This is a genomic window from Ramlibacter sp. (assembly GCF_041916345.1).
GTDB lineage: Bacteria > Pseudomonadota > Gammaproteobacteria > Burkholderiales > Burkholderiaceae_C > Ramlibacter.
Window position 1 is genome coordinate 1 of the sequence record NZ_JAYRZR010000018.1, and the last position, 25,064, is coordinate 25,064.

Here is a 25,064-nt window from a genome sequence, read left to right on the forward strand (position 1 = left end):
AGCCGCACCACCGGCCCGCTGGCGGCGGCACGCACCGTGGCCGGCAGCTGCTCCCCCAGCTGGAAGATCTGGTCGGCCTGGCGCATGGCGGCCTCGCCCGCCTCCGTCAGCGCCAGGCCGCGGCCGGCGGGCTTGAGCAGGGCGCAGCCCAGCGACTTCTCCAGTTCGCGCACCTGGGCGCTGACGGTCTGCACCGCCATGCCCAGGCGGTCCGCCGCGCGGGACATGCCGCCCTCCTTGGCGACCACCCAGAAGTAGTACAGGTGGCGATAGCTGAATTCAGTGGCCATGGGCGTGCGGTCGAGGGGGTTATTCCGGTTTTGCCTGAGTGATTTTCTCAGATCCTCTTCTTTTTCAGGAGTTCCCCGGGGCCCACACTCCGGCATCCCCCACCGCCGACATCAAATACACCATGGAAACCGTCGCACCCGCCTGGCTCTGGGCCACCTTCGTGGCCATTGTGCTCGTCTCGCTGTTCGTCGATTTCGTCGTGCTGCGCAAGCAGGGCGCGCACGAGATCGGCGTGAAGGAGGCCCTGAACTGGTCCCTGATCTGGGTCGCGCTGTCGTTCCTGTTCAACGGCCTGCTGTGGTGGGCGGTGAAGGACACCACCGGCTCCACCAACGTGGCGAACGAGAAGTCGCTGGAGTTCCTGACCGGCTACCTGATCGAGAAGTCGCTGGCGGTGGACAACATCTTCGTCTTCCTGCTCATCTTCACCTACTTCGCCGTGCCGCCCGCGTACCAGAAGCGCGTGCTGATGATCGGCATCGTGGGCGCCATCGTGCTGCGCACGGTGATGATCCTGGTGGGCGGCTGGCTGCTGCAGCAGTTCCACTGGATCCTGTACGTCTTCGGCGCCTTCCTCATCCTCACCGGCCTGAAGATGTGGTGGGCCGCCGGCCAGGAGCCTGACCTGGAAGGCAACCCCGCGCTGAAGCTGCTGCGCCGCGTGATGCCAGTCAGCAAGGGCTTCGACGGCGAGAAGTTCTTCACCGTGGAGAACGGCAAGCGCATCGCCACGCCGCTGTTCATGGTGATCTGCCTGGTGGCGCTGACCGACGTGATCTTCGCGGTGGACTCCATCCCCGCCATCTTCGCGATCACCAGCGACCCGTTCATCGTGCTCACGAGCAACGTGTTCGCCATCCTGGGCCTGCGTGCCATGTACTTCCTGCTGGCCGCGGTGGCGAGCAAGTTCCACCTGCTCAACTACGGCCTGGCCGTCATCCTGGTGTTCATCGGCACCAAGATGTGCCTGATCGACGTGTTCAAGATCCCGGCGGCCGTGTCGCTGGGGGTGGTGGTCTCCATCCTGGCGGTCACCATGCTGGTCAGCGTGCGCACCTCGGGCGGCTCCGGCGCCCGCCGCACGGCGGACGAATCCGCCCGCCACTGACCACACCGAGTATTCTTTCCACGCCGTTCCTGAAGGAGGACTACGCATGATGAAGAGCACCCTGGCCGCGATGGCCATCACCCTGAGCCTGGGCCTGGTGGCCCTGGACGCCGAGGCCGCCAAGCGCCTGGGCGGCGGCAAGTCGAGCGGCATGCAGCGCCAGAACGTGACCGAGCAGGCCAAGACGCCGCCCGGCACGCCGGCCTCGCCCAACGCAGCGCCCGCCCAGCAGGCTGCGCCGGCCACCGCGGGTGCCCCTGCGGCGGCGGCGGCGCCGGCGGCCGCGGCGGCCGCGCAGAAGCGCAGCTGGATGGGCCCGCTGGCCGGACTGGCCGCCGGCCTGGGTCTGGCCGCGCTCGCCAGCTACCTCGGCTTCGGCGAGGCCTTCGCCAACTTCCTGATGATCGCGCTGCTGGTGGTGGCGGTGATCGCCGTCATCGGCTTCGTGATGCGCAAGCGCGCCGGTGGCGCGGGCGCGCAGCCGGCCCTGGCCGGCGCGGGTGGCGCACCGGGTGCGCAGGCCGGCGGCTGGGGCGCCCCGGCGCAGCCGCAGAACGCCGCGCAGCCCCTGCAGCGCGGTTCGCTGATCGGCTCGCGCATCGGCTCGGGCTTGGGCGGCGCTGCCGCGCTGCCGACGCAATCGCGCATTCCGGCGGATTTCGACGCCGCCGGCTTCGCCCGCAACGCCAAGAACCAGTTCATGGCGCTGCAGGCCGCCAACGACGCGCGCGACCTGAAGCGCCTGCGCGACTTCCTCACGCCCGAGATGTTCGCCCAGGTCACCCAGGATCTGGCCGATCGCGGTGATGCGCCGCAGACCACCGAGGTCTTCGGCCTCGAAGCCGCGGTGCTGGACGTGACGGAGGAGGCCGACCGCTACATCGTGAGCGTGCGCTTCACCGGCAGTGTGCGCAGCGAGCCGGGCGTGGAGCCCGACGCGCTGGACGAGGTGTGGCACCTCACCAAGACGCGCACCGGCAACGAAGGCTGGGTGATCGCCGGCATCGAACAGGTGGCCTGAAGCCACCCGGCCCCGGCGTTCAGCGCGCCGGGGCGTCCTGCTCCAGCAGGCTCTCCAGCTCGGTGCGGCCCGCGCCGCCCACGCTGAGCTGCAGCGCCACCCAAGCCCGGACCAGCTCGCCCGCGGAAGCGGCGAGCTGGTCTTCGGCCTGCAGCGCTTCATCCATCGCATCCAGCACCTGCAGCTCGCCCACGCGACCGGCCTGCTGCTGATCGCGCAGGTGCTGCCACAGCTGCGCCAGCCGCGCCACGTGCGCGTGCTGCTCGCGGGTGGCGACCGTGGCCGCGCCCAGCTGCCACAGGTGGAACGCCACCTCCTGCCGCGCCTGCTCCATCACCGAGCCGACTCCCGGCCACGCCAGCCGCAGCATGCGCGGCGGCTGTTCACTGGCGCGGATCGGCAGGCTCATGGCCTGCAGGTAGCGCGCCAGGTCGAGTGCGTCGGCGCCCAGCCCGCGCCCGACCGGGGCCAGCGACGCCTCCACCCGCGCCACATCGGGCCGACGGCGCAGCACCACGCCGGGCAGTTCGTCCATCAGATGGAAGCGCGGCAGCAGGACCTGCGTGTCCTCGCTGGCGCCGCGCAGCAGGGGCCCCAGGATCTCGGCGGGATGCCGGCTGCGCAGCCGTGTGGCCACCTCCGCCACGCGCGCCAGCTGCTCGGCCTGCAGCCGCTCCACCTGCTGACGCGCCTCACGCAGCCCGCGGGCCGCGGCGCGCCGGGTCGTGGCCGATGCCTCCTCGGCGGTCTGCAGCGCGAGCTGGCGCTGCTCGGCCACCTGCTGCCGCTGGCGCGCGTTGTGCAGCCGCACGCCCGCCACGCGCAGCAACGCGTAGGCGCGCACCGTGTCTGCCTGGGCCTGCAGCACAGCCGCCGGGTCGCCCGCGGCGGGTGACTGCAGGGGCACCATCAGGGCATCGAGCCGCGTGTCCTCGAACGCGGACCACCAGGGCTGGCGGACGACCGGCGCAGCCGCATCGCCAGAGGGCGCCGTCTCGGCGCCGCTGACCGCGGGTTGGCCGATGGCAGGCTGGGCGAGTACGGGCAGGCCGAGCGCAAGCACGGCAGCAGCCGCCAGGAGCGCGAGCGGGCGCACGGGGCGCAACTGCATGGGGTCTTCCTAAAGTGGGACAGGCGACCATGCTCCCGAGCGCATGTGTCGCGCGGCCATCCGGCACGTCAAGCGCAGGTAAAGCCCGGATCCAGGCCGGCCAGCCGCCGGGTTACAGTGCCGGGTTTCCAACCTTGCCGCCGGCGCGCGAGCCACCCGCCCACGCGACCGGCCCATCGCCATGAAGCCATCCGCCTCACACCGCCCCCTCCTGCTCGCCGGCCTGCTGGCCCTCTGCAGCGTCGCTGCCCAGGCCCAGACCGCCGCGCCCGCAACCGACAAGCCGGCCCCGCGCGTGGCCACCCGCGACGAGCTGCGCGCCTGCATGGACACCGAGGCCCGGCTCGACGCCCGCCGCAAGGAAGGCCTGGCCCGCAACAAGGCCGTGCTGGACGAGAACGCCGCCGTGCGTGCCGAGGCGCAGCAGCTCGACGAGGAGTTCAAGTCCATCCGCGAGGACGAGCACAACAAGAAGGAGCGCTTCAACCGCAAGGTGAAGGCGCACAACACCCGCGTGCAGGCCGCCCAGGCCGCGGCCGCCAGCGTGCGCGGCGAACTCGAAGCGCTGAACAAGGACCTGGTGGCCTACAACGGCTCCTGCGGCACCATCGCCTTCATGCCCGAGGACAAGGAAGCGATCCTGAAGGAGCGCGCGGCGGGCAAGACGAACTGAGGGCGTCGTCCGCGCGGCACCCGTCAGAGCGCAGACCGTTCAGTCCGCCGCCGTTTCCAGCGCGGGCGCCAGCGACTGCAGGAGCGCCAGGCCCAGGGGCCAGTGACCATGCCCGGACGCCACGTTGATGTGCCCCGCACCGGGCACGCGCACGAAGTCGCTGCCCCATCCGCGCGCGTAGGCACCCGCCAGCCGCACCGGACAATAGGGATCGTTGTCGCTGGCCACCACGATGCTGTGGAAGGGCAGGCGCCCATGCGGCACCGGCGAGAAGTCGGCCAGCGGGCCGCGCCGCTCCGGATCCGCAGGGGCGACCAGCAGCGCGCCCGCCACTTCGGCCAGCACGTCGCGCGGCAGATGCGCGACAGCGATGCAGCCGAGGCTGTGGGCAGCCAGGACGACGGGCTTCGTTGCGGCGCGTACCACTTCGCCCAGGCGCGCCACCCAGGCCTCACGCTTGGGCCAGTCCCAATCCGCCTGCTCGACCCGGATGGCCCCCGGAAGTGACTCCGCCCAAAGGGTCTGCCAGTGCCCGGGGCCTGAATTGCGCCAGCCGGGCACGATGACGGGTGTGAAGGCAGGCGTGGCGTCGGACATGCAGGCATTCTCCGGCGGGGCGGCGGCGGCACGAACGACGCATTTGTTGTGTGTTCATGAGGTCGTGGCATAAGCGGCCCCGGGGCCGCTCAGAACCTGGAGGCGTGAGGATCCAACAAATGGTTGGTTGGCGGCGGGGCCAACGGCTGCGAGACTTCAGGGCATCCGAATCCCTTCCAGGTTTGCCATGCCCCGCGCTTTCAGCGACAACTCCCAGTCCATCGGACGCACGCCGCTCGTGCGACTCAACCGCGTGACCGACGGCGCGCCGGCCACGGTGCTCGCCAAGATCGAGGGGCGCAACCCGGCCTACTCGGTCAAGTGCCGCATCGGCGCCGCCCTGGTGTGGGACGCCGAGAAGCGCGGCCTGCTCGGACCCGGCAAGGAGATCGTGGAGCCCACGAGCGGCAACACAGGCATCGCGCTGGCTTTCGTGGCTGCGGCCCGCGGCATCCCGATCACGCTGACCATGCCCGAGACCATGAGCATCGAGCGGCGCAAGCTGCTGCTGGCCTACGGCGCGAAGCTGGTGCTGAGCGAAGGCGCCAAGGGCATGAAGGGCGCGATCGCCAAGGCCGAGGAGATCGCCGCCGGCGACCCGAAGTACGTGCTGCTGCAGCAGTTCAAGAATCCGGCCAATCCGGCCATCCACGAGAGCACCACCGGCCCCGAGATCTGGGAAGACACCGAGGGTGCCATCGACATCCTCGTCTCCGGCGTCGGCACGGGCGGCACGATCACTGGCGTTTCGCGCTACATCAAGAACACGCGGGGCAAGCCGATCCTCTCGGTGGCCGTGGAACCCACCACAAGCCCGGTGCTGACGCAGACACGCAACGGCGAGGAGGTCAAGCCCGCCCCGCACAAGATCCAGGGGATCGGCGCCGGCTTCGTGCCCGACGTGCTCGATCTCTCGCTGGTGGACGCCATCGAACAGGTGAGCAACGAGGAGGCCGTGGACTTCGCGCGCCGCCTCGCGCGGGAGGAAGGCATCCTCGCGGGCATCTCCTGCGGCGCGGCCACCGCGGCAGCCGTGCGCTGGGCGAAGAAGCCCGAGCACGCGGGCAAGACCATCGTGGTGATCCTGCCCGACTCGGGCGAGCGGTATCTCAGCTCGGTCTTGTTCGAGGGCATGTTCGACGCCGCCGGTCAGCCAGTGGCGGCGTCCTAGCCGCCGACGACGCGCCCCACGCCCGCCCGCGCCGTGCGCTGCCCAAGGCGATGGGCGAAAGCGGCCGCCTCGGCCGGCACTGCTCGCGCCGGCACACCGGCGGCCGCATCGGCTGCGAGCGCCCTCAGCAGCCGCGACAAGGTGGCCGGCTCCGGGGTGACGGCTCCCGCGAAGCGCACATCGGCCCCATCGATGACAACGAGCGTCGGAAAGGTCTCCACGTCGAAGTCCCCCACGAGGTCCGCCTCATCCTCGATATCGATCCACGTCACGTGAAGGCGCATGCCTTCGGCCGCGAGGTCCTCGACTACGCCACGCAGCGTGGCCGCGTAGGCATCACAAGTGCGGCACCATGCGGCACACAGGCAGGCCAGTTGAAGCGGGGTGCTCATGCGGTGCCCGAACCTGCGATGGCTCAGAACCCGGGCACCACCGCGCCCTTGAACTCGGAGAGGATGAACTTGCGGACCTCCTCCGACTGGTAGGCCTTCACCAGCTTGCCGACCCAGGGCTTGTCCTTGTCCTGCTCGCGCACCGCGATCAGGTTGACGTAGGGGCTCTTGGCGCTTTCCTGCGCGATGGCGTCCTTGCCCGGATGCAGGCCGGCGGAGATGGCGTAGTTGGTGTTGATGGCCGACGCGTCCAGATCGTCGAGCGTGCGCGGCAGCTGCGCCGCGTCCACCTCCACGAACTTGAGCTTCTTCGGGTTGTCCACCACGTCCAGCGGCGTGGCCTTCAGGCCCGCGTCGGGCTTGAGCTTGATCAGCCCGCGGTCCTGGAACACCAGCAGCACCCGACCGCCATTGGTGGGGTCGTTCGGAATGCCCACCCGCGCACCTTCCTTCAGGTCGTTCAGGCTCTTGACCTTCTTCGAGTAGATGCCGATCGGGAAGTTGACGGTGTAGCCCACGGACGCGAACTTGTAGCCGCGGTCCCTGACCTGCTGATCGAGATACGGCTTGTGCTGGTAGCTGTTGCCGTCGAGATCGCCGGAGGCGAGCGCGGCGTTGGGCTGCACGTAGTCGCTGAACTCGACGATCTGGATCTTCAGGCCATCCTTCTCCGCAAGCTTCTTGACCTGCTCGAAGATCTGGGCGTGGGGCCCGGCCGTGACGCCGATCTTCAGCGGCTTGTCCTGCGCGAGGGCGGCACTGAGGGTAAGGGTGGCGAACAAGCCTACCGACAGGCGGGCAGCGAGACGTCTTTTCATGAAAAGGCTCCTTGGAGGGTGTGTGACAGAGAGGGAGAGGGTCAGCGGTGCGCCAGGCGCCGCACCAGGTGGTCGCCGGCGGTCTGCACCGCCTGCACGAAGACGATGAGGATGAGCACGACGGCCAGCATCACCTCGGGCAGGAAGCGCTGGTAGCCGTAGCGGATGCCGAGGTCGCCGAGGCCCCCGCCGCCGATGGCGCCGGCCATCGCGGAGTAGCCAGTCAGGCTGACGAGCGTGATGGTGAGTCCGCCCACGATGCCCGGCAGGGCTTCGGGCAGGAGGACCTTGAAGACGATCTGCGGCACCGAGGCGCCCATGGCCTGCGCGGCCTCGATGCGGCCGGGGTCCACTTCGCGCAGCGACGCCTCCACCAGGCGCGCGATGAAGGGGGCCGCGGCCACCGTGAGCGGCACCACGGCCGCGGCAGTGCCGATGGAGGTGCCCGTGACGAACCGGGTGAACGGGATGATGGCGACCAGCAGGATGATGAAAGGCGTGGACCGGACCGCGTTCACCACCACCCCGACCCCCTTGTTGAGCGCGCCGTTCGCCAGCACCCCGCCAGGGGCGGTGAGATGCAGGAAGACACCCAGCGGAATGCCCAGCAGCGCGCCCACCAGCCCCGAGAGACCGACCATCGTGAGGGTTTCAACGAGCGAGGTGCCGAACAGCGCCAGCAGTTGCGGTGTGAAGGTTTCAAGCATGCGCGAAGGCCTCCTCCCGCACCCACACGCCGGCGCCGCGCAGATGGTCCACCGCGTCGGCGATGGCGGGGCCGGCGCCCCGCGCATGCACCGCCAGCGAGCCGAAGGGCCGGCCCTGAATCTCGTCCACCTGGCCATGCACGATGTTCAGGTCCACCCCGAAGCGCCGCACCACGTCGGACAGCAGGGGCTGGTCGCCGCCATCGCCGGCGTACGCCAGGCGCAGCAGCCGGCCCGGGTCCGCGGGGTGGGCCGCCATGAAGGTTCGGATGCGCTCGAGCACGCCCTCCGGCAGCGTCTGGGGCAGGATCTCGTCGATCAGGCTGCGGGTGGTCGCATGCTCCGGCCGGGTGAACACGTCGATCACCGCGCCCTGCTCCACGATGCGGCCGGCTTCGATCACGGCCACCTGTTCGGCCACCTGCTTGATCACCTGCATCTGGTGCGTGATGAGCACGATGGTGAGGCCGAACTCGCGGTTGATCTGCCGCAGCAGGCCGAGAATGGACCGCGTGGTCTCCGGATCGAGCGCCGATGTGGCTTCGTCGGACAGCAGCACCTTGGGCTGGTTCGCCAGCGCCCGCGCGATGCCCACACGCTGCTTCTGGCCGCCGCTGATCTGCGCCGGATGGCGATCCCGCAGCGCCGACAGCCCCACCAGATCCAGCAACGCATCGACACGGGCGCGGATCTGCGATCGTGGCACGCCCGCCAGCTCCAGCGGCAGCGCGACGTTGCCGAACACGGTGCGCGAATCGAGCAAGTTGAAGTGCTGGAAGATCATGCCGATCTCGCGCCGCGCGGCGCGCAGTTCGGCCCCCGAGAGCGCGCCCAGTTCGCGCCCATCCACCACCACGCGTCCGCTCGTGGGCCGGTTCAGCAGGTTGATGGTGCGCACGAGCGAGCTCTTGCCCGCGCCGCTGCGCCCGATCACGCCGAAGACCTGCCCACGCGGCACGTGGAGATCCACGCCGCGCAGCGCCTGCACCGGCCCCTGGGCGCCGTGGTAGGTCTGGACGATGCCTTCGAGCCGGATCACAGCTTGGCGATGGAGACTTCGGTGGACTTCACCAGCGCGACCACCTCGGAGCCGACCTGCAACGCGAGCTCGTCCACCGAGCGCGTGGTGATCACGGAGGTGACGACGCCCCAGGGCGTCTCGACGTCCACTTCGGAGACGACGTCGCCGCGGATGATCTCGCGCACGCGGCCCTTGAACTGGTTGCGCACGTTGATGGCTTGGATGGTCATGGTCGATGTCCTTGAGAGAAGGGAAGAGACAGGGCTCAGACGGCCCAGCGCAGCGCGTTCGCCACCTGGCCAGGCCAGAGATCGGCCTCGGCAGGCCCCGCGTCGGGCTTGCGCAAGACCCGATCCAGGATGCGCTTCTCCAGCGCGGCGAAGGCGGGGTCGCCCGTGACGCGGGGCCGTGGCAGCGTCACCCGCTCGTCCAGCGCGACGCGGCCGTCCTCGATCAGCACCACGCGGTCGGCCAGCGCCACCGCCTCGTGCACGTCATGCGTGACCAGCAACGCAGTGAAGCCGCTGGCGCGCCACAGCCCCTCGATCAGTTGCTGCATCTCGATGCGGGTGAGCGCGTCCAGCGCGCCCAGCGGCTCGTCCAGCAGCAGCAGGCGCGGCTCGTGCACCAGGGCACGGGCCAGCGACACGCGCTGCTTCTGCCCGCCCGACAGGCGCGCCGGCCACTCGCTCGCCCGCTCGCCCAGGCCCACGCGGCTGAGCACCTCCTGCGCGGCGGCGCGCCGCTGCTTCGGCAGGCCCAGCGCCACGTTGTCGATCACGCGCTTCCAGGGCAGCAGGCGCGCGTCCTGGAACATGATGCGGGTGCTCTCCGACAGGCCGGAGACCGGCGCCCCATCGGCGTCGATGTGGCCGCCGCTCGACGCCTCCAGCCCGGCCACCAGGCGCAGCAGCGTGCTCTTGCCGCAGCCGCTGCGCCCGACGATGGCCACGAACTCACCGGGCTCGATCACGAGCCGCGTGTCGCGCAGCACCTCGCGCGCGCCATAGCGCTTGGTGACACCGTTGATCACCAACCGCACGCCTCGGTCTTCACGTGTTTCACTCGTCATGGTTCATCCCTCACTGGTAGCCCGGGTGCCAGCGCAGCCAGAAGCGCTCCAGACCCTTGGCGAAGAGATCGGCCAGCTTGCCGAGCGCCGCGTACAGCAGGATGCCCACCAGCACGACATCGGTCTGCAGGAACTCGCGGGCGTTCATCGTCAGGTAGCCGATGCCAGCCTGGGCCGAGATCGTCTCCGCCACGATCAGGATCACCCACATGAGACCGAGCGAGAAGCGCAGGCCCACGAGGATGGACGACAGCGCCCCAGGCAGGATGACCTGGCGATAGAGCTGCCAGCCCGACAGGCCGTAGGTCCGCGCCATCTCGATCAGCCCGGGATCCACATTGCGGATGCCGTGGAACGTGTTCAGGTAGATCGGGAAGAAGACGGAGACCGAGATCAGGAACAGCTTGGCCGTCTCGTCGATCCCGAACCACAGGATCACCAGCGGAATCAGCGCCAGCGCCGGGATGTTGCGGATCATCTGGATGGTGGAGTCCAGCAGGGTCTCCACCCAGCGCAGCGAACCCGAAGCCAGACCCAGCAGCAGGCCCAGGCCGCCGCCGATGGCGAGGCCCAGCAGCGCCCGGCCTGCGCTCACCTTCACGTGCGCCCACAGCTCGCCCGAAGCGGCCAGCGTCCAGGCCGCGCGCGCCACGTCCAGCGGCGCCGGCAGCACCCGCGTGGAGAGCCAGCCGAAGGCGGATGCGGATTGCCAGGCCGCCAGCAGCGCCAGTGGCACCAGCCAGGGGAGCAGCCGGCGCCAGATGGCGTCCAGCCACTCGCTGGGGATGGTGAAGAGATTCGAGACCATCAGGTCCAGCGGGGCCTCGGGCTGCACCGTGGTGGCCAGGCCGGGCTGCAGCTCGCGTGTCTGCGTGTGGGGCATGAGGCCGCTCCTGTTCAACTCTGCGCGGCGCGCAGCGGCGCCGGCACGATGTGGTTGCCGACGACCTCGCCGAACGGGCTGACGAGGTGGGGCCCCGCCGTGGCACGCGCGGGCAGCACGCCCACATGCGGAAACACCAGTTCGGCGAAGCGGTAGGCCTCTTCCAGGTGCGGATAGCCCGAGAGCACGAAGGTGTCGGCGCCCAGGTCCTGGTACTCCTTCAGCCGCCGCGCGATCGTCTCGCCATCGCCCACCAGCGCGGTGCCGGCACCGCCGCGCGCCAGGCCCACGCCTGCCCACAGGTTGGGACTGATCTCCAGCCGGGCACGGTTGCCACCGTGCAGGGCCTGCATGCGTCGCTGGCCTTCCGAATCCATCTTCGAGAACGCCGCCTGGGCACGGGCGATGGTCTCGTCGTCCAGGTAGCGGATGAGATCGTCCGCCGCGGCCCAGGCCTGCTCGTTCGTCTCGCGGGCAATCACGTGCAGGCGCACGCCGAAACGCACCTTGCGCCCGCGCGCCTTGGCCCGGCGCCGCACATCGGCGAACTTCTTCTCCACCTCCGCCGGCGGTTCGCCCCAGGTGAGGTACAGCTCCACCTGCTCGGCTGCCAGGTCGTGCGCGGCGTCCGACGAACCGCCGAAGTAGATGGGTGGGTGGGGCTTCTGCACGGCCGGGAAGAGCTGCCGGGCGCCTTGCACCTTCAGATGCTTGCCGTCATGGCTGACCTCTTCCCCGGCGAGCAGGCGCTGCCAGATGTCCAGGAACTCGCGCGCGTGCTCGTACCGCTCATCGTGCGCGAGAAAGGTGCCATCGGCCGCCAGGTCGCCTGCATCACCACCGACCACGACATTGATCAGCAACCGGCCCGCGCTCAGGCGGTCGAACGTCGCCGCCTGGCGCGCCGCCACGGTGGGCGACACCGTGGTGGGGCGCAGCGCCACCAGGAATTTCAGGCGCTGGGTCACCGGGATCAGGCTGGCGGCCACCACCCACGGGTCTTCGCAGGAGCGTCCCGTGGGGATGAGCACGCCGCCGTAGCCCAGCTCGTCTGCGGCCTGTGCGATCTGCTTCAGATAGGCGTGGTCCACCGCGCGGGAGCGGTACTGGGTGCCCAGGTAGTGGCCATCGCCGTGGATGGGTAGGAACCAGAGGATGTCGGGAGCGGTCATGGTCGTCTCGGGAAGGGTTTGCTCAACGCGCGAAGCGCAGGCCGATGCCACGCCGCAGCCCCCAGGCCGCGGCCGTGGTGAACAGCAGGCGCAGCGCGCGCGGGTTCAGTGAGGTCAGTGCGGGCCGCACGTCGATCACCCCAGGTCCACCGGCGCCGCGTGCAGCAGGTTCAGCTTGCGCGGGATCAGCTTGAGCTCGAAGAAGGTGTCGGCGATCTGCTGCTGCTCGGCCAGGATCTCGCGCGTGACCACGGCGGTGCCGAAGGTGGCGCGCGACAGGTACAGCTCCGTGATCTCCCGGCTGAGGCCGAGCACGCTGGACAACTCCGCCGCGGCGGCCGGCTTGTTCTTGGCCGCCCAGGTGTCGATGGCGTTGACCTCGGCGATGGCGAGCTTCAGCACGTCGGGGTTCTTCGTGGCGAAGTCGCGCGAGGTGAAGTAGTACCCGCGGTTGTTGACGATGCCGGTGGCATCGGCCAGCAGTTGCGCGTCGAGCGTCTTCTGCGCCGCGGCGAGGAAGGGGTCCCAGATGATCCAGGCGTCGATGGCGCCGCGCTCGAAGGCCGCGCGGGCGTCCGGCGGCGGCAGGAAGACCGACTGCACGTCGCCGTACTTCAGGCCGTGCTTCTCCAGCAGCTTCATCAGGAAGTACTGCACGTTGGAGCCCTTGTTGTAGCCAACGCGCTTGCCCTTGAGGTCGGCCACGGTGCGGATCGGTGAGCCCTTGGGCACGATCACCGCCTCCAGCTTGGGGCGCGGCACCGTGGCGCCCGCGTAGACCAGCGGTGCGCCGGCGGCCTGGGCAAAGATGGGCGGCGCCTCGCCCACGTCGCCGAAGTCGATGGCGCCCACGTTGAGCGCCTCCAGCTGCACGGGGCCGGCATTGAACTCCGTCCAGGTCACGCCCACGCCCAGCGGCGTGAGCTTCTGCTCCAGCGTGCCGCGCGCCTTGAGGATCGACAGCCACCCCTTCTGGTGGCCGACGCGCAGCACCCGCTGCGGGCGGACGGGCTGGGCCAGCAAGGCGGTGGCCGCCGCGAGGCTGGCCGAGGCGGCGCCGGCCTGGATCAGCAGGCGGCGGGTGATGGGATAGGGCTTGTTCTTCATGGGTTCATTCCTGGATGGGTGACAGGGCGGGCGGCACGAGGCCACCCCGGCGGCCTGCGTGAAGGCCGCCTGTGCGGATCGACGGGGGTCTTGCGGTGCGCCCGTGCGCGCGGGCGCTCGGGGCCTCAGGCCCTACATCGCCAAGGCTCGGCGTGACCGATGGGCGCGTCGGTCAGAGGACGCAGATGGCGCAGGGGCGGCGACGGCGGATCGATCAAGCCCAGGACGGCCTCGTCGATGCGTTGCGCCACTTCGGGCTGGAGCGCGTGTCCGCCGCCAGGGTGCAGCACCACCTGGGCATCGGAGGCATAGATGCCTGGGAGCACCTGCGAGGCGCCCAGCGCCTGCAGCACCGGCCGCAGCGCATAGTCCAGCGCCAGCATGTGATGGGCGCTGCCGCCCGTGGCCAGGGGCAGAACCGTCTTGCCCTTCAACCCATCCTGCGGCAGCAGATCCAGGAAGACCTTGAGCAAGCCGCTGTAGGCGGCCTTGTACACGGGCGTGGCGATGATCACCACACGTGCACGGCGCACCTGCACGAGTGCCTGCGCCACATTCGGATGTGCCGCCTCGGCCAGCAGCAACGCGTGCGGCGAGAGGTCGCGCACCGCGATCTGCTCGATGGCGGCCTGCTGGCCCAGGTGATGGCGCAGCCGCGCCCCGACGGATTCCAGCAGGGCGCCGGAGCGGGACCGCTCCGAGGGGCTGCCAGCAATGAGAAGAAGGCTCATGGGCTCAGTCGATGTGTCTTCAGGGATGACGGGATGATGCGCGCCATCGCTTCCAACTGGAACGACCGAGTTCTTCCATCTTCATGACCCCCTGTTTGGGTCATGAGCTCATGGCAGTGCCAGATGCCGGCCCTTGGAGGGCGCGGCTACCCGCACACCTTGTAGCCGTTGTCGAACATCACCCGCCAGCTGCCATCCGCCTGGCGCTGCCACGTCGAGTAGAACCGCGCCGCGGACCGACCGGCCGCGGAGGTGACCGGCCCTTCCGTGTAGCCAAGGGTGCCGCCGGCGGCGATCTCCACGATCTCCGGCCGCCATGAGAACGGCGCCACAGGCCCGGTGAAGAAGCGCTCCCAGTACGCCAGGATGGCGGGCTTGCCGCGCAGCGGCTGGCCGCCGTTGATGAACACCGCGTCATCCGCGATGTGCCGGCCGAAGGCCTGCAGGTCCCGCGCGGCCATGGTGGCCGCGAACGCGGTCTCGGCCTCACGCACCTGCTGGGCCACCTCCACGCCCTGCGCCCGAGGGCGCATGCCGGAGCAGCCAGCGGCCGGAAGCAGGGTCGATGCGAGCAGGAGGGTGGAGCGGCGGGTGGGCATGGCGATTCAGGTCATCCGGCAAGGGGCGGCGCGGGCAGGCAGCCCCGTCATCTTCGCACGCGCAAGCCCCATGGACCGCTGGCACGCCGCTCGCTACGCTGACCCCCATGCGCATCCTGCTGGCCTCCGATCTGCACTACCGGCTGCGTCAGTTCGACTGGCTGGCGCGCGCGGCGCCGGATTTCGACGTCGTGGTAGTGGCCGGCGACCATGTGGACAGCTTCCTCGGCGTGCCGGTGGAGGTGCAGGTGGCGGCCCTGGCTGCCACGCTGGGCGCCATGAGCCAGGGCACGCGCGTGATCGTGTGCTCGGGCAACCACGATCTGGATGCGCGCAATGCACACGGCGAGATGGCGGCCGCCTGGGTGCGCCGCCTGGCCGCGCAGGGCGTGGCCGTGGATGGCGACACCGTGCAGGTGGGCGACACGTTGTTCACCGTGTGCCCCTGGTGGGACGGCCCGGCCTCGCGCGCCGAGGTGGAGTCGCAGTTGCTCGCCGCCTCCGCGCACCGGTCGCCTGGCATGCGCTGGGTGTGGATCCATCACGCGCCGCCGCAATGCGCGCTCAGCTGGAACGGCAAGCGGCACTTCGCGGACGCAGCCCTGGCTGCGCTCATCGAGCGGCATGCGCCCGACGTCGTGCTGTGCGGACACATCCACGAGGCACCCTTCCGCAATGGAGGATCGTGGGTGGACCGCATCGGGCGCACCTGGCTGTTCAATGCCGGCCACCAGATCGGCGACGTGCCCGCGCGGGTGGAGATCGATCTGGATGCGGGCGAGGCGCGCTGGATCTCGCTGGCGGGCGAGGAAGTGCGCGCCCTTGCAGTGGAGGGTGCTCAGTAGGGCGGCACGTCCTCGCGCTCGGAGCCGGCCGCTGCCGAGGGCCGCCCCTGCATCGTGATGATCTGCGCCAGCACCTGGTCCATCAGCGCCAGATGCGAATCCGTGTCCGCGTATTGCCGGCGCAGATCCACCAGGTAGGCCGTCACCGCGTGCAGCCGGCGCGCGAGCAGGCGCGCGATGGCCACGGTCAATGCCGGATCCGTCTGCACGCGATGCACCGCATTGGCGATCACGCGCACCACGGTGGGTTCCAGGGCCACCACGCTGGCCGTGGGCGGCATGTCCAGCAAGGCGGCGATCTCGCCGAGAAAGGCGCCCGGCTCGTCGATGCGGACCACCCGCACGCCACCGCGCACCACCTCCACCGCGCCGCGCTCCAGCACGAACAGCGACGCAGTGGGCACGCCCTCTTCCAGCAGCGCCTCGCCGGTGGCGAGTGCGCGCGTGGGGCAGTCGGCCAGGGCGAGGTGGGACGCGTCAGGCATGTCCGTCATGGTGCAACTTCCATGCCGGTGCATGCAAGCACAATCGGCGGGTGACCCTTCCCCGCATCTACCTGGCCGGGCCGGACGTGTTCCGCCCCGACGCCGCCGCCTGGGGCCGGCACCTGCGCACGCTGTGCGCGGCGCACGGCTTCGAGGGCGTGTTTCCCCTGGACGAATCGCTGCCCGGTGACCTGCCCACGCCGCAGGCCGTGGCCCGGCGCATCTACGAGGCCAACATCGCGCACATCGATGCCTGCGATGCCGTGCTGGCCAACCTGAACGGCTTTCGCGGTGCGGAGCCGGACAGCGGCACCTGCTTCGAGGTGGGCTACGCCGTGGCGCGCGGCAAGCCGGTGGTGGGCTACGTGGCGGCGGGAGGCACGCTCGCCGACCGCCTGCGCACGCTGCATCCGGCCCTGGCGGGCCCCTCACCCGACGTCGATGCGGATGGCTGGTCCGTGGAGGATTTCGGCCTGCCGCTGAACCTGATGCTGGCCGTGCCGTGCGCGGTGGTGGTGGGGGATGCAGAGGCGGCCTTGCAGCGGCTGCGTGTTCGCGTGGGCTACTGAACGCCCCCGTAGCCTGGGGTGGCGCGCAGCGGAACCCCAGCCCACGAAGAACAGCGGCGTCGACTCACTCACCGCTCAAGGCTTGCGTTCCGCCTGCTTGATCCGCTGCGTCAGGTAATCGCGGTTCAGGTCCAGCATCTGTCGGCAGATGCTGAACTCGCCCATGAGGATGCGCTCCTGGTTGGCGGGCTGGGTCAGCGTGAGCTTGGAGTACAGGGCGCCCTGCTCCTGCTTCACCGCCGCCAGGCCCTCCTGGCCCATCAGCGCGTGGGTGCCCAGCATGCTCAGGCGCGTGAGCGCGCGCGCGTCATCGCGCAGGTTCAGCAGGCCCAGTTCTCTCGGCGCATTGGCGATCACGTGAAAGGCCGCCGAGCAGTGCGCCAGTGAACGGGCCAAGGTGGCGTCATCCGGGGGCGGCTTGGACACGGGCGCCGATCCGGCGGCGGCCGGCGCCGACGCAGCCGGCGCCGGATCAGCCGCCACCGCGGTCTGGGCCTGCCCGTCAGCAGGCCCGGCCAGTAGGGCACACGCCAGGGCGAGCGCAGCCCATGCGGTCAACGTGGAGCGGGTCATTCGGTTTCCTGTCGATGGCCCTAGGCTAACCCAGGCCGAGCCCTGCCCAGGTGCCGCCGCGCCAGCCGGCGCAACCGGCTGTCGCCGACGGCACGTGCGCCGTGCGGATTGCACGGGCCGACAATTCGCACATGTCCGACTCGGCCGTCCTGACCGCGCCCCCCACCCTGCAGGTCCTGCACGATGACGGGGACCTGGTCGCCATCGACAAGCCCGCGGGGCTGCTGGTGCACGCGAGCACGCTGGACGCGCACGAGGCCCTCAACGCGCTGGATCTGCTGCAGGCCCAGCTGGGCCGCTCGCTGTGGCCGCTGCACCGCCTGGACAAGGGCACCAGCGGCGTGCTGCTGTTCGCGACGAGCGCGCAGGCGGCGGCTCACTGGGGCGCGGCGTTCCGCGAGGGCCGGGTGCGCAAGCGCTATGTCGCGCTGGTGCGCGGCTGGCCGCCGGCACACGGCCGCATCGATCACCCCCTGGCGCGCGACCCGGAGCGGCCCTCGGCCGGCCAGCCGATGCGCGAGGCCGTGACCCTGTTCGAGCGGCTGGCCTGCTTCGAGTGGCCGTTCGCCGTGGATGGGCGGCACGCGACAAGTCGCTATGCGCTGGTGGCCGTGGAGCCGCTCACCGGTCGGCGGCACCAGATCCGCCGGCACTTCAAGCACATCGCGCATCCGCTCATCGGTGACGCCACCCATGGCAAGGGCGTGCACAACCGCGCGGTGGCGCAATGGCTGGGCGTGCAGCGGTTGTGGTTGCACGCCCAGGCGATGCAGCTGCCGCGCGCCGATGGGGGCGCGGTGCGGATCGAAGCGCCATGCGGGGCGGAGTGGGGACGGCTTCAGACCGAAGGCGTCCCCGAGCCGATCCCTACTTGCAGCTGAAGCTGGCCGCCGACTCGATGTCGCCCGTGCCGTTGTAGCGGGCCACCTGCGGATACGGGCACAACGGCCGCGTGCGGGTGGCTGACCACGTCGCGGGCACGTCGGCGTTGACGCCGCCTGCGTTGCCGGCGCCACGCGCCGATGCCGTGAGGCTGGCGGGCGCCTGGCCCTTCTCCACCCAGTCGACGATGGCCGTGATGGCATCGAACTGGTCGGTGGCCGGCCCGCCCGAGCAGTGGCCCATGCCCGGCACGCGGAAGAAGCGCGCGAAGTTCGACGCATCACCGCCGTTGGCCGCCTGCAGCCCCTTGTACCAGGCCTCGGTGTCGTCCACCGAGAAAATCGGGTCGCTCACGCCGTGATAGACGAGGATCTTGCCGCCGCGGTCCTTCAGCGCGCTCATGTTCGTCGGGTTCGGCGGCGTCATGAAGCTCATGGCCGACTCGGTGTAGAGCGTGTTGGTCGCCGAGATCTGCGCGGCCAGCGTGTCCAGGTTCGCGGCGAGGGTGAAGGCCGGGCCGTTGAAGCCGGCGGTGGGCTCGGGCGGCACCTTGAAGATGATGCCGACCGCGCCGGAATCCAGCGCCAGCGGCGCGGTGAACTCCCAGAAGGGAATGCCCGCCCCCGAGATGCCGGCGTCATACGGGAACGACGAGTAGATCCGGCTGCCGTTGGAGAGCGTCGGGCCGCTGAAGATCTTGCCGATGGCCGTCTTCTGCGCGGCGCTCAGGCAGGTGCCGTCACGCGCGCCGCTGCAGGTGGGCACGTCGCGCTGCAGGTCGAAGGCGCCGCGGCAGGCCGCCACATCCTGCACCAGGCCGTCGGTCGCGCCGTCGAGCGCGTCGCACTTGGCGAGCACGGCGCTGGCCACCGTGCGGCGCTCGGCCGTGGTGAAGCCGGTGGAGATGTCGGTGGGCGAAGTGGCCACACTCGCGTAGAGCTGACCGCCGGCGATGTTGGCCAGCGCCGCCTTGGGCAGGTTGTAGCCCGGCGCACCGACCAGCACGCCGTCGTAGTCGGTCGGGTAGCGGGTGGCCGCGACCATGGCATGGCGCCCGCCGTTGGAGCAGCCGGCGAAGTAGGACCGGTCCGGCCCCTTGCCGTACGCGGCCTGGATGACCGTCTTGGCCATGGGCGTGAGCTTGCCCACGGCCTGGTAGCCGTAGTCGAGACGGGCCTGCGGATCGGCGCCGAAGTTCGGCCCCACTGCGGCGGTGTGGCCCGCGTCGGAGCTGAGCACGGCAAACCCCTTGGACAACGCGCTGGTCAGCGGCCCGCCGCCGGTGGCGCTGTTGCCCAGCGCGGTGACCACGCTGCCGTCGATGCCGCCATTGCCCTGGTGCAGGAAGCGGCCGTTCCAGTCCAGCGGCATGCGCATCTCGAACTGGATCGCGTAGGTGTTGCCGTCCACCGGGCTGGTGCGGGTGTGCATGCTGCCCTTGACGAGACAGTGCTCCGGCACCGGCACGCCCGCCACGGTGAGCGAACCGGTGGGCACGCTGGTGGTGGCGCTGATGGCGGTGTTGGCCAGCGTGCCGATCTTGCCGGCCAGGTCGGCGCAGGAGACGGTCATCTTCTGCGCGGTGGCGGGCGCGAGCTGGGGCGGGCCGTCGTCGCCACCGCCACAGGCGGCCAGGGCGGCGGCGCCGACGAGCGCAACGAGCCATGGCGCGCGCTGGCGAGCCAGGTGGGGGAAGGGCATGGTGGGTTCTCCTCGTTCGTCCAGGGGTGGAAGCATGTTGCCGGAAACCGTTAAGTTAATGAACGATCTTGTTCATTCATCCTGGGACTTTCCCCTACAAATTCGCTCGTCGATTCATTTACAGAGTGAACGAATCCGCCATCGCCGTGGTCGGGCGCCGGCCGCGCGGCGCGCTCGCTCGGGCAGAATCGCTGCATGGCCACGCGCAAAACCAGCCCTGCGGAGCTCACCCCTGCCGGCCGGCTCGAGGAGGCCGGCCTCACCGGCGTGCTGGGCTACCAGATCGCCCAGGCGCAGATCGTGACGGACGCGATCTACCGCACCGAAGTGGGTGAGCCCTTCGGCCTGCGGGCGGTGGAGTACACCGTGCTCACGCTCATCGCCGAGAACCCGGGCGGCTCGCTCGCGCGGCTGGCGCGCGCGCTGGCGGTGACGGCCCCCAACATCACCGCCATGGTGGACCGGCTGGAAGGCAAGGGCCTGGTGGAGCGCGCAACCAGCGATGAAGACCGCCGCAGCCACGTGCTGCACACCACCCGCAAGGGCGCCGAGCTGGTGCGCAAGGCCACGCAGCGCATCGTGGCGCGCGAGCAGGCCTTGCTGCCGCTGACCGCGGGGGAGCGCGCGATGCTGCTGGAGCTGCTGCACAAGGTCGCCTCGGCGCGGCCGGCGCGCTGAGGATCGCTGGGATTGCGCTGCGCTCCATCGCCAGCCTACGAAGGGCAGATGCTTCGGCCCCCGGGGATCGCTGGGATTTCGCCTCGCTCCATCGCCAGCCTACGAAGGCGGGCTTCGGTTTCCGTAGGCTGGTGGTGACCGAAGGGAACCCCAGCTCAGCCGCGCTCGCCCGCCACCTCGGCCTGCAACCAGTCCCCGAACGCAACCAGCGCCGGCGACGGCGGGCGTGACTGCAGCGACGTGAGCCAGTAGGCGCCCAGCGAGACCGAGGTCGCGAAGGGCTGCACCAGCCGCTCGGCCCGCAGGTCCGACTCGAAAAGGCGCACCGGCAGCAAGGCCACGCCCATGCCTTGCAGCGCAGCCTGCGCCATCGCGAGCGAGGTGTCGAACACCGGCCCCCGCAAGGGTGAAGGCGCCGGCACGCCCGCCGCAGCAAACCAGCGCGGCCACTCGTCGGCGCGATAGGAGCGCAGCAGCACCTGCGCGGCCACGTCGGCGCGCGTGCGCAGGCGCCGCGCGAGCGCCGGCGCGCACACGGGTGCCAGCGGCGCCTCCAGCACGCGCACCGCGCGCGTGCCGTGCCAAGCGCCGCCGCCGAATCGGATGGCTGCGTCGAGTCCCTCGCCCGCGAGATCGACCCGGTTGTTGTGGGTGGCGAGGCGCAAGTCCACCTCGGGGTGCGCCCGCTCGAAGCGTGGCAGCCGCGGCAGCAGCCAGCCCACGGCGAAGGTGCCCACCACGCCCAGATTCAGCGGTTCGCGCAATCGACCCCCGCGAAACTGGTCCAGCGCGCCCGCGAGCCGCTCGAAGCCGTCAGCCACGCGCGGCAGCAGGGCCTGCCCCTCGTCGGTGAGCGCCAGCCCGCGCGGCAGGCGATGGAACAGCCGCACGCCCAGGCGCTGCTCCAGGTTGCGGACCTGGGCGCTCACGGCCGTCTGCGTGACGTTCAGCTCGTCGGCGGCGCGGGTCAGGCTCAGGTGGCGGGCTGCGGCCTCGAAGGCGCGCAGGGCATTCAGCGGCAGATGCATCCCTCAGATTTTCTGGGGTTTCGGCTGCAAAGAGATCGCTGGTGCGACGGAAACCGCGCCTCTATCGTTCGCGACCTCATCCACCACGAAATCTGCACCATGCAAAGAAGACACTTCCACCGGATGCTCACCGCGTTCGTGGCCGGACCACTCGTGTCGTGTGCCGGCGCGGCCACGCCAATCCGACCGGCAACGGGCGCTTCCCTGGCCGCCTTGTGTGCCGCACTGGAGGCCGACGTGGGCGGCCGCCTGGGCGTGGCCATCCTGGACACGGCCACCGGCGCCCTGCAGGGCCATCGGCTCGACGAGCGCTTCCCCTTGTGCAGCACCTTCAAGTGGCTCGCGGCGGCCGCGGTGCTGCGGCGCGTGGACCAGGGCCTGGAGCAGCTGGACCGGCGCATCCGCTTCGGCACTGAGGCGCTGGTGCCGCACGCGCCAGTGACCAGCCTGCATGCCGGTCGGCCCGAGGGCCTCTCTGTCGCCGAGCTGTGCGCCGCGGCCGTGCTCGAGAGCGACAACCCCGCCGCCAACCTGCTGCTCACCAGCTTCGGCGGACCTGCCGCGCTGACCGCCTTCGCACGGTCCGTGGGTGATGAGTCCACCCGGCTGGACCGCATGGAGCCGGAGATGAACGAATCGCTGCCCGGCGACCCGCGCGACACCACCACGCCGCGCGGCATGGCGGCAGCACTCCAGCGCGTCGTGCTGGGCGACGCCCTTTCAGCGGCCGGGCGCGCGCAGCTCGTGGCCTGGCTGGAGGCGGTGCGCACCAACACCCATCGGTTGCGCGCCGGGCTGCCGCCGGGGTGGCGGCTGGGCAGCAAGACAGGGACTGGCGAGCGCGGCTCCACCAACGACGCAGGCGTCTACTGGCCACCTGGCCGGCCGCCCATCGTCGTGGCGGCTTACCTCACGGAGTGCACCGCACCGATGGCGAAACGCAACGCGGTGATCGCGCGGGTGGGGCACTACGCGCGGCAGCAGGGGTGAGGGGCGGCGGGGAAACGCTGGGATTTCGCTGCGCTCCATCGCCAGCCTACGAATGCCGCGATGGCGTGCGCCCTGCCCCCGTAGGCTGCGGGTGGAGCGAAGCGCAACCCCAGCGACCCCCGCGGAGCGGCACACCGCGGCCGCCCGCAACCTCAATACGTCTCCAGATGCAGCCGCCCCATGCGCCGCAGGTCCGCGCCCACCGTCTCCCAATCCATGCCGGCGTTGGTGGCGATGTCGCGCAGGGCCAGCACCACGCCCTCTTCCATCGCCTTCAGGCCGCACACGTAGAAGAACGCGTTGGGGTCGGCCAGCAGCGGCGCCAGGTCGGCCGCACGCTCGCGCATCAGGTCCTGCACATAGCGCTTGGGCTGGCCGGCCGTGCGGCTGAACGCGAAGTGGATGTCGATGAAGTCCCTGGGCAGGTTCTGCAGCGGGCCGAAGTACGGCAGCTCTTCCTGCGTGCGCGCGCCGAAGAACAGCATGAGCTTGCCGCCCTCGAACTTGCCGCTGGCGCGCAGACGGCGCCGCCACTCCGTCATCGCGCGCATCGGTGCGCTGCCGGTGCCGGTGCAGATCATCACGATGTGGCTGCGCGGATGGTTGGGCATGAGGAAGCTGGTGCCGAAGGGCCCGATCACCTGCACCTTGTCGCCCACCTTCAGGTCGCACATGTAGTTGCTGGCCACGCCGCGCACCGGGCGGCCCTGGTGGTCCTCCAGCACGCGCTTGATGGTGAGCGAGCAGTTGTTGTAGCCCGGGCGCTCGCCGTTGCGCGGGCTGGCGATGCTGTACTGGCGCGGATGATGCGCGCGGCCCTGCTCGTCCACCCCGGGCGGGATGATGCCGATGCTCTGCCCCTCCAGCAGCGGAAAGGGCATGGGCCCGAAGTCGAGCATGACGTGGTGCGTGTCGTACTCCTTGCCGACCTCGGTGACGCGCACGTTGCCCACCACGGTGGCCACGATGTGCTTCTCGGCCGCCTTGGGGCCATAGAGGTTGGTGTAGGCATGTGCGGCCGACCACGGCGGCAGCGTGGCGCCCCAGTCGGCGCTGCGGAAGACATCGGCATCCGGCGCGGGCGCCGCCAGCGCCGGCGGCTCGGCCGGCACCGCCTCGGCCGGGGACACGCCCGCCTCGGCCAGTTGCTCGGCGCTCAGCTCCGCGGGCAGCGAATCCCACGTCAGCTGGTCCGCCACGCTGTAGGCGCGCACGCGCGGCATGGTTCGCCAGTTGTCGATGCTGCCGGTCGGGCAAGGCGGCACGCAGGCCATGCACAGGTTGCACTTCTCCGCGTCGACCACGTAGTTGCGCGAGTCGTGCGTGATGGCGCCCACGGGGCAGGTCGCCTCGCAGGTGTTGCAGCGGATGCAGATCTCGGGGTCGATCAGGTGCTGCTGGATGACGGTAGCGGCCATGTCCATCATGGGTCTCCTGGTGTGCAAAGGGGGCCTCGCGGCCCCCTTCTCATGCGGCTCGCGCCAATGATGCCTGATCAGGCAAAGCGCACGTACTCGAAGTTCACCGGCTGGCGGTTGATGCCCATGGCCGGCGGGGCGATCCAGTTGGCGAACTGGCCCGGCTCCGTCACGCGGCCCATCAGGCTGGCGACGAAGGCGCGGTCCGTGGCGCTGGGCAGCCATTCGTCCTGGCGGGCCTTCCATTCGGCCTCGCTCACCACCTGACCCTCGGGCGACACCTTCACGCCGGCCAGCGTGCCGATGTTGCGGTGGAAGGCCTTGTGCGGCGCCTTCAGGCGGAACGGGATGCCCGCCTTCTCGATCACCTTGTTCCAGCGCTCGATGCCGCCGATGCTGTCCTTGATGTAGTCGTCGCGCAGCACCTCGTTCAGCGCGTTGAGCATCGGCACCTCGCGCTCCACCAGCTGGCCGTCCTTCACGCCCAGCACGCGATACGTGGCGCCCTTGAGCTGATGGTCGTCGGTGCGCTTGCCTTCCTCGTAGCGGCCCTTCAGGCCGGTGCTGTAGAAGGTGGCGGCGTTGCTGGACTCGTCGGCACCGAACAGGTCGATGGTCACCGAGAAGTGGAAGTTCAGGTAGCGCTGGATGGTCGGCAGGTCGATCACGCCGGCGGCGCGCAGCTTGGCCGGGTCATCGGTCTTCAGCTCGTTCATCACCTGGCAGGTGCGCTGGATCACCCGGCTGATGCCCGACTCGCCCACGAACATGTGGTGCGCTTCCTCGGTCAGCATGAACTTCGTGGTGCGCGCCAGCGGGTCGAAGCTGCTCTCGGCCAGTGCGCACAGCTGGAACTTGCCGTCACGGTCCGTGAAGTACGTGAACATGAAGAACGACAGCCAGTCGGGCGTCTGCTCATTGAACGCCTGCAGGATGCGCGGGTTGTCCTGGTTGCCGCTGCGGCGCTCCAGCAGGGCCTCCCCCTCCTCGCGGCCATCGCGGCCGAAGTACTTGTGCAGCAGGTAGACCATGGCCCACAGGTGGCGGCCCTCTTCCACGTTCACCTGGAACAGGTTGCGCAGGTCGTACTGGCTGGGGCAGGTCAGGCCCAGGTGGCGCTGCTGCTCCACGCTGGCCGGCTCGGTGTCGCCCTGGGTCACGATGATGCGGCGCAGGTTGGCACGGTACTCGCCGGGCACGTCTTGCCAGGCGGCCTCGCCCAGGTGGTCGCCGAAGTGGATCTTGCGGTCCTTCTCGGCCGGATTCAGGAAGATGCCCCAGCGGTAGTCAGGCATCTTCACGTGGCCGAACTGCGCCCAGCCCTGCGGATCCACGCTGACGGCGGTGCGCAGGTAGACGTCGAAGTTCTGGCTGCCGTCCGGCCCCATGTCCTGCCACCAGCTCAGGTAGTTGGGCTGCCA

29 protein-coding genes are annotated in these 25,064 nt (G+C 70.3%); 9 read left to right on the plus strand and 20 right to left on the minus strand.

From position 1 onward, the window contains the following. The coding region (locus tag ACE3T5_RS07325) for a LysR family transcriptional regulator (protein ID WP_374666012.1) at positions 1–290 on the minus strand (290 nt) is incomplete at its 3' end. 122 nt (positions 291–412) lie between these two features. Between ACE3T5_RS07325 and ACE3T5_RS07330 the strand changes: the two genes are divergently transcribed. Next, the gene (locus ACE3T5_RS07330) at positions 413–1,399 is read left to right on the plus strand and encodes a TerC family protein (RefSeq protein ID WP_374666014.1); all 987 of its coding nucleotides are present in this window, start codon (positions 413–415) and stop codon (positions 1,397–1,399) included. 46 nt (positions 1,400–1,445) lie between these two features. Continuing rightward, positions 1,446–2,420 carry a Tim44 domain-containing protein gene (locus ACE3T5_RS07335; protein ID WP_374666016.1) on the plus strand — a complete coding sequence of 325 codons (975 nt, stop codon included), beginning with the start codon at positions 1,446–1,448 and terminating at the stop codon, positions 2,418–2,420. A gap of 19 nt (positions 2,421–2,439) precedes the next feature. Here the strand turns inward: ACE3T5_RS07335 and ACE3T5_RS07340 are convergent, their stop codons facing one another. Next, complete coding sequence (locus tag ACE3T5_RS07340) at positions 2,440–3,531, minus strand: hypothetical protein (RefSeq protein WP_374666018.1); 1,092 nt, start codon at positions 3,529–3,531, stop codon at positions 2,440–2,442. Between the two features lie 181 nt (positions 3,532–3,712). Between ACE3T5_RS07340 and ACE3T5_RS07345 the strand changes: the two genes are divergently transcribed. Further along, positions 3,713–4,204, plus strand: a complete 492-nt coding sequence (locus ACE3T5_RS07345; protein ID WP_374666020.1) for a hypothetical protein — start codon at positions 3,713–3,715, stop codon at positions 4,202–4,204. A gap of 39 nt (positions 4,205–4,243) precedes the next feature. On the opposite strand, the gene ACE3T5_RS07350 is transcribed toward ACE3T5_RS07345, so the two are convergent. Further along, on the minus strand, positions 4,244–4,801 hold the full coding sequence (locus tag ACE3T5_RS07350; RefSeq protein WP_374666022.1) for an RBBP9/YdeN family alpha/beta hydrolase: 558 nt from the start codon (positions 4,799–4,801) through the stop codon (positions 4,244–4,246). Between the two features lie 187 nt (positions 4,802–4,988). On the opposite strand from ACE3T5_RS07350, the gene cysK reads away from it, so the two are divergent. Continuing rightward, positions 4,989–5,972: a cysteine synthase A gene (cysK, locus tag ACE3T5_RS07355; RefSeq protein ID WP_374666024.1), complete on the plus strand. Its 984-nt coding sequence runs from the start codon at positions 4,989–4,991 to the stop codon at positions 5,970–5,972. On the opposite strand, the gene ACE3T5_RS07360 is transcribed toward cysK, so the two are convergent. From ACE3T5_RS07360 to ACE3T5_RS07410, 11 genes are all read right to left on the minus strand, one after another. Beyond that, positions 5,969–6,364, minus strand: coding sequence for a thioredoxin family protein (locus tag ACE3T5_RS07360; protein ID WP_374666026.1), 396 nt, complete (start codon positions 6,362–6,364; stop codon positions 5,969–5,971). The two genes, cysK and ACE3T5_RS07360, sit on opposite strands and share 4 nt — an antisense overlap. A gap of 23 nt (positions 6,365–6,387) precedes the next feature. Then, positions 6,388–7,182 (minus strand): MetQ/NlpA family ABC transporter substrate-binding protein, encoded by a 795-nt coding sequence (locus tag ACE3T5_RS07365; RefSeq protein ID WP_374666028.1) that lies wholly within the window; start codon positions 7,180–7,182, stop codon positions 6,388–6,390. A 41-nt stretch (positions 7,183–7,223) separates the two neighbouring features. Next, positions 7,224–7,889: a methionine ABC transporter permease gene (locus tag ACE3T5_RS07370; protein ID WP_374666030.1), complete on the minus strand. Its 666-nt coding sequence runs from the start codon at positions 7,887–7,889 to the stop codon at positions 7,224–7,226. Further along, positions 7,882–8,928, minus strand: a complete 1,047-nt coding sequence (locus tag ACE3T5_RS07375; RefSeq protein WP_374666032.1) for a methionine ABC transporter ATP-binding protein — start codon at positions 8,926–8,928, stop codon at positions 7,882–7,884. The genes ACE3T5_RS07370 and ACE3T5_RS07375 overlap by 8 nt, the downstream gene beginning before the upstream one ends. Next, complete coding sequence (locus tag ACE3T5_RS07380; protein ID WP_374666034.1) at positions 8,925–9,140, minus strand: molybdopterin-binding protein; 216 nt, start codon at positions 9,138–9,140, stop codon at positions 8,925–8,927. The genes ACE3T5_RS07375 and ACE3T5_RS07380 overlap by 4 nt, the downstream gene beginning before the upstream one ends. A 35-nt stretch (positions 9,141–9,175) precedes the next feature. Beyond that, positions 9,176–9,982 (minus strand): ATP-binding cassette domain-containing protein, encoded by an 807-nt coding sequence (locus ACE3T5_RS07385; protein ID WP_374666036.1) that lies wholly within the window; start codon positions 9,980–9,982, stop codon positions 9,176–9,178. 10 nt (positions 9,983–9,992) lie between these two features. Next, positions 9,993–10,790 (minus strand): aliphatic sulfonate ABC transporter permease SsuC, encoded by a 798-nt coding sequence (gene ssuC, locus ACE3T5_RS07390; protein ID WP_374666121.1) that lies wholly within the window; start codon positions 10,788–10,790, stop codon positions 9,993–9,995. Between the two features lie 89 nt (positions 10,791–10,879). Next, the gene (gene ssuD / locus ACE3T5_RS07395) at positions 10,880–12,037 is read right to left on the minus strand and encodes an FMNH2-dependent alkanesulfonate monooxygenase (RefSeq protein WP_374666038.1); all 1,158 of its coding nucleotides are present in this window, start codon (positions 12,035–12,037) and stop codon (positions 10,880–10,882) included. 135 nt (positions 12,038–12,172) lie between these two features. After that, positions 12,173–13,144 (minus strand): sulfonate ABC transporter substrate-binding protein, encoded by a 972-nt coding sequence (locus ACE3T5_RS07400; RefSeq protein ID WP_374666040.1) that lies wholly within the window; start codon positions 13,142–13,144, stop codon positions 12,173–12,175. 125 nt (positions 13,145–13,269) lie between these two features. After that, positions 13,270–13,875, minus strand: coding sequence for an NADPH-dependent FMN reductase (ssuE, locus tag ACE3T5_RS07405; RefSeq protein ID WP_374666042.1), 606 nt, complete (start codon positions 13,873–13,875; stop codon positions 13,270–13,272). A 146-nt stretch (positions 13,876–14,021) separates the two neighbouring features. After that, entirely contained in the window at positions 14,022–14,474 is a 453-nt protein-coding gene (locus tag ACE3T5_RS07410; protein ID WP_374666044.1) for a DUF4440 domain-containing protein, read from the minus strand. 107 nt (positions 14,475–14,581) lie between these two features. On the opposite strand from ACE3T5_RS07410, the gene ACE3T5_RS07415 reads away from it, so the two are divergent. Next, complete coding sequence (locus tag ACE3T5_RS07415; protein WP_374666046.1) at positions 14,582–15,319, plus strand: metallophosphoesterase; 738 nt, start codon at positions 14,582–14,584, stop codon at positions 15,317–15,319. Here ACE3T5_RS07415 and ACE3T5_RS07420 read toward each other — a convergent pair. Beyond that, complete coding sequence (locus ACE3T5_RS07420; RefSeq protein ID WP_374666049.1) at positions 15,313–15,804, minus strand: Crp/Fnr family transcriptional regulator; 492 nt, start codon at positions 15,802–15,804, stop codon at positions 15,313–15,315. The two genes, ACE3T5_RS07415 and ACE3T5_RS07420, sit on opposite strands and share 7 nt — an antisense overlap. 50 nt (positions 15,805–15,854) lie before the next feature. Between ACE3T5_RS07420 and ACE3T5_RS07425 the strand changes: the two genes are divergently transcribed. After that, positions 15,855–16,373: a nucleoside 2-deoxyribosyltransferase gene (locus ACE3T5_RS07425; RefSeq protein ID WP_374666050.1), complete on the plus strand. Its 519-nt coding sequence runs from the start codon at positions 15,855–15,857 to the stop codon at positions 16,371–16,373. A gap of 75 nt (positions 16,374–16,448) precedes the next feature. Here the strand turns inward: ACE3T5_RS07425 and ACE3T5_RS07430 are convergent, their stop codons facing one another. Continuing rightward, on the minus strand, positions 16,449–16,799 hold the full coding sequence (locus tag ACE3T5_RS07430) for a hypothetical protein (RefSeq protein ID WP_374666052.1): 351 nt from the start codon (positions 16,797–16,799) through the stop codon (positions 16,449–16,451). A gap of 278 nt (positions 16,800–17,077) precedes the next feature. On the opposite strand from ACE3T5_RS07430, the gene ACE3T5_RS07435 reads away from it, so the two are divergent. Further along, positions 17,078–17,827: a pseudouridine synthase gene (locus ACE3T5_RS07435; RefSeq protein WP_374666054.1), complete on the plus strand. Its 750-nt coding sequence runs from the start codon at positions 17,078–17,080 to the stop codon at positions 17,825–17,827. Here the strand turns inward: ACE3T5_RS07435 and ACE3T5_RS07440 are convergent. Continuing rightward, positions 17,814–19,529 carry a tannase/feruloyl esterase family alpha/beta hydrolase gene (locus ACE3T5_RS07440; protein ID WP_374666056.1) on the minus strand — a complete coding sequence of 572 codons (1,716 nt, stop codon included), beginning with the start codon at positions 19,527–19,529 and terminating at the stop codon, positions 17,814–17,816. The two genes, ACE3T5_RS07435 and ACE3T5_RS07440, sit on opposite strands and share 14 nt — an antisense overlap. A 195-nt stretch (positions 19,530–19,724) precedes the next feature. Here ACE3T5_RS07440 and ACE3T5_RS07445 point away from each other — a divergent pair, with 195 nt between their 5' ends. Continuing rightward, complete coding sequence (locus tag ACE3T5_RS07445) at positions 19,725–20,207, plus strand: MarR family winged helix-turn-helix transcriptional regulator (RefSeq protein WP_374666058.1); 483 nt, start codon at positions 19,725–19,727, stop codon at positions 20,205–20,207. 155 nt (positions 20,208–20,362) lie between these two features. Here ACE3T5_RS07445 and ACE3T5_RS07450 read toward each other — a convergent pair whose 3' ends face one another. Continuing rightward, a complete protein-coding gene (locus ACE3T5_RS07450; protein WP_374666060.1) occupies positions 20,363–21,235 on the minus strand; it encodes a LysR family transcriptional regulator in 873 nt (290 codons plus the stop codon). A 99-nt stretch (positions 21,236–21,334) separates the two neighbouring features. Between ACE3T5_RS07450 and bla the strand changes: the two genes are divergently transcribed. Then, the gene (bla, locus tag ACE3T5_RS07455) at positions 21,335–22,225 is read left to right on the plus strand and encodes a class A beta-lactamase (protein WP_374666062.1); all 891 of its coding nucleotides are present in this window, start codon (positions 21,335–21,337) and stop codon (positions 22,223–22,225) included. Positions 22,226–22,377: 152 nt separating this feature from the next. Here the strand turns inward: bla and boxA are convergent, their stop codons facing one another. Together boxA and boxB are read right to left on the minus strand one after the other, a co-directional pair. Beyond that, positions 22,378–23,649: a benzoyl-CoA 2,3-epoxidase subunit BoxA gene (gene boxA / locus ACE3T5_RS07460; protein WP_374666064.1), complete on the minus strand. Its 1,272-nt coding sequence runs from the start codon at positions 23,647–23,649 to the stop codon at positions 22,378–22,380. Positions 23,650–23,720: 71 nt separating this feature from the next. Next, positions 23,721–25,064 (minus strand): benzoyl-CoA 2,3-epoxidase subunit BoxB (gene boxB / locus ACE3T5_RS07465; RefSeq protein WP_374666066.1); only part of this gene is annotated, 1,344 nt, incomplete at its 5' end.

Coding starts and splice junctions, on each gene's coding strand:
- ACE3T5_RS07330 (WP_374666014.1), top strand. CDS start 413: ATGGAAACCGTCGCACCCGCCTGGCTCTGGGCCACCTTCGTGGCCATT.
- ACE3T5_RS07335 (WP_374666016.1), top strand. CDS start 1,446: ATGATGAAGAGCACCCTGGCCGCGATGGCCATCACCCTGAGCCTGGGC.
- ACE3T5_RS07340 (WP_374666018.1), bottom strand. CDS start 3,531: ATGCAGTTGCGCCCCGTGCGCCCGCTCGCGCTCCTGGCGGCTGCTGCC.
- ACE3T5_RS07345 (WP_374666020.1), top strand. CDS start 3,713: ATGAAGCCATCCGCCTCACACCGCCCCCTCCTGCTCGCCGGCCTGCTG.
- ACE3T5_RS07350 (WP_374666022.1), bottom strand. CDS start 4,801: ATGTCCGACGCCACGCCTGCCTTCACACCCGTCATCGTGCCCGGCTGG.
- cysK (WP_374666024.1), top strand. CDS start 4,989: ATGCCCCGCGCTTTCAGCGACAACTCCCAGTCCATCGGACGCACGCCG.
- ACE3T5_RS07360 (WP_374666026.1), bottom strand. CDS start 6,364: ATGAGCACCCCGCTTCAACTGGCCTGCCTGTGTGCCGCATGGTGCCGC.
- ACE3T5_RS07365 (WP_374666028.1), bottom strand. CDS start 7,182: ATGAAAAGACGTCTCGCTGCCCGCCTGTCGGTAGGCTTGTTCGCCACC.
- ACE3T5_RS07370 (WP_374666030.1), bottom strand. CDS start 7,889: ATGCTTGAAACCTTCACACCGCAACTGCTGGCGCTGTTCGGCACCTCG.
- ACE3T5_RS07380 (WP_374666034.1), bottom strand. CDS start 9,140: ATGACCATCCAAGCCATCAACGTGCGCAACCAGTTCAAGGGCCGCGTG.
- ACE3T5_RS07385 (WP_374666036.1), bottom strand. CDS start 9,982: ATGACGAGTGAAACACGTGAAGACCGAGGCGTGCGGTTGGTGATCAAC.
- ssuC (WP_374666121.1), bottom strand. CDS start 10,790: ATGGTCTCGAATCTCTTCACCATCCCCAGCGAGTGGCTGGACGCCATC.
- ssuD (WP_374666038.1), bottom strand. CDS start 12,037: ATGACCGCTCCCGACATCCTCTGGTTCCTACCCATCCACGGCGATGGC.
- ACE3T5_RS07400 (WP_374666040.1), bottom strand. CDS start 13,144: ATGAAGAACAAGCCCTATCCCATCACCCGCCGCCTGCTGATCCAGGCC.
- ssuE (WP_374666042.1), bottom strand. CDS start 13,875: ATGAGCCTTCTTCTCATTGCTGGCAGCCCCTCGGAGCGGTCCCGCTCC.
- ACE3T5_RS07410 (WP_374666044.1), bottom strand. CDS start 14,474: ATGCCCACCCGCCGCTCCACCCTCCTGCTCGCATCGACCCTGCTTCCG.
- ACE3T5_RS07415 (WP_374666046.1), top strand. CDS start 14,582: ATGCGCATCCTGCTGGCCTCCGATCTGCACTACCGGCTGCGTCAGTTC.
- ACE3T5_RS07420 (WP_374666049.1), bottom strand. CDS start 15,804: ATGCCTGACGCGTCCCACCTCGCCCTGGCCGACTGCCCCACGCGCGCA.
- ACE3T5_RS07435 (WP_374666054.1), top strand. CDS start 17,078: ATGTCCGACTCGGCCGTCCTGACCGCGCCCCCCACCCTGCAGGTCCTG.
- ACE3T5_RS07440 (WP_374666056.1), bottom strand. CDS start 19,529: ATGCCCTTCCCCCACCTGGCTCGCCAGCGCGCGCCATGGCTCGTTGCG.
- ACE3T5_RS07445 (WP_374666058.1), top strand. CDS start 19,725: ATGGCCACGCGCAAAACCAGCCCTGCGGAGCTCACCCCTGCCGGCCGG.
- ACE3T5_RS07450 (WP_374666060.1), bottom strand. CDS start 21,235: ATGCATCTGCCGCTGAATGCCCTGCGCGCCTTCGAGGCCGCAGCCCGC.
- bla (WP_374666062.1), top strand. CDS start 21,335: ATGCAAAGAAGACACTTCCACCGGATGCTCACCGCGTTCGTGGCCGGA.
- boxA (WP_374666064.1), bottom strand. CDS start 23,649: ATGGACATGGCCGCTACCGTCATCCAGCAGCACCTGATCGACCCCGAG.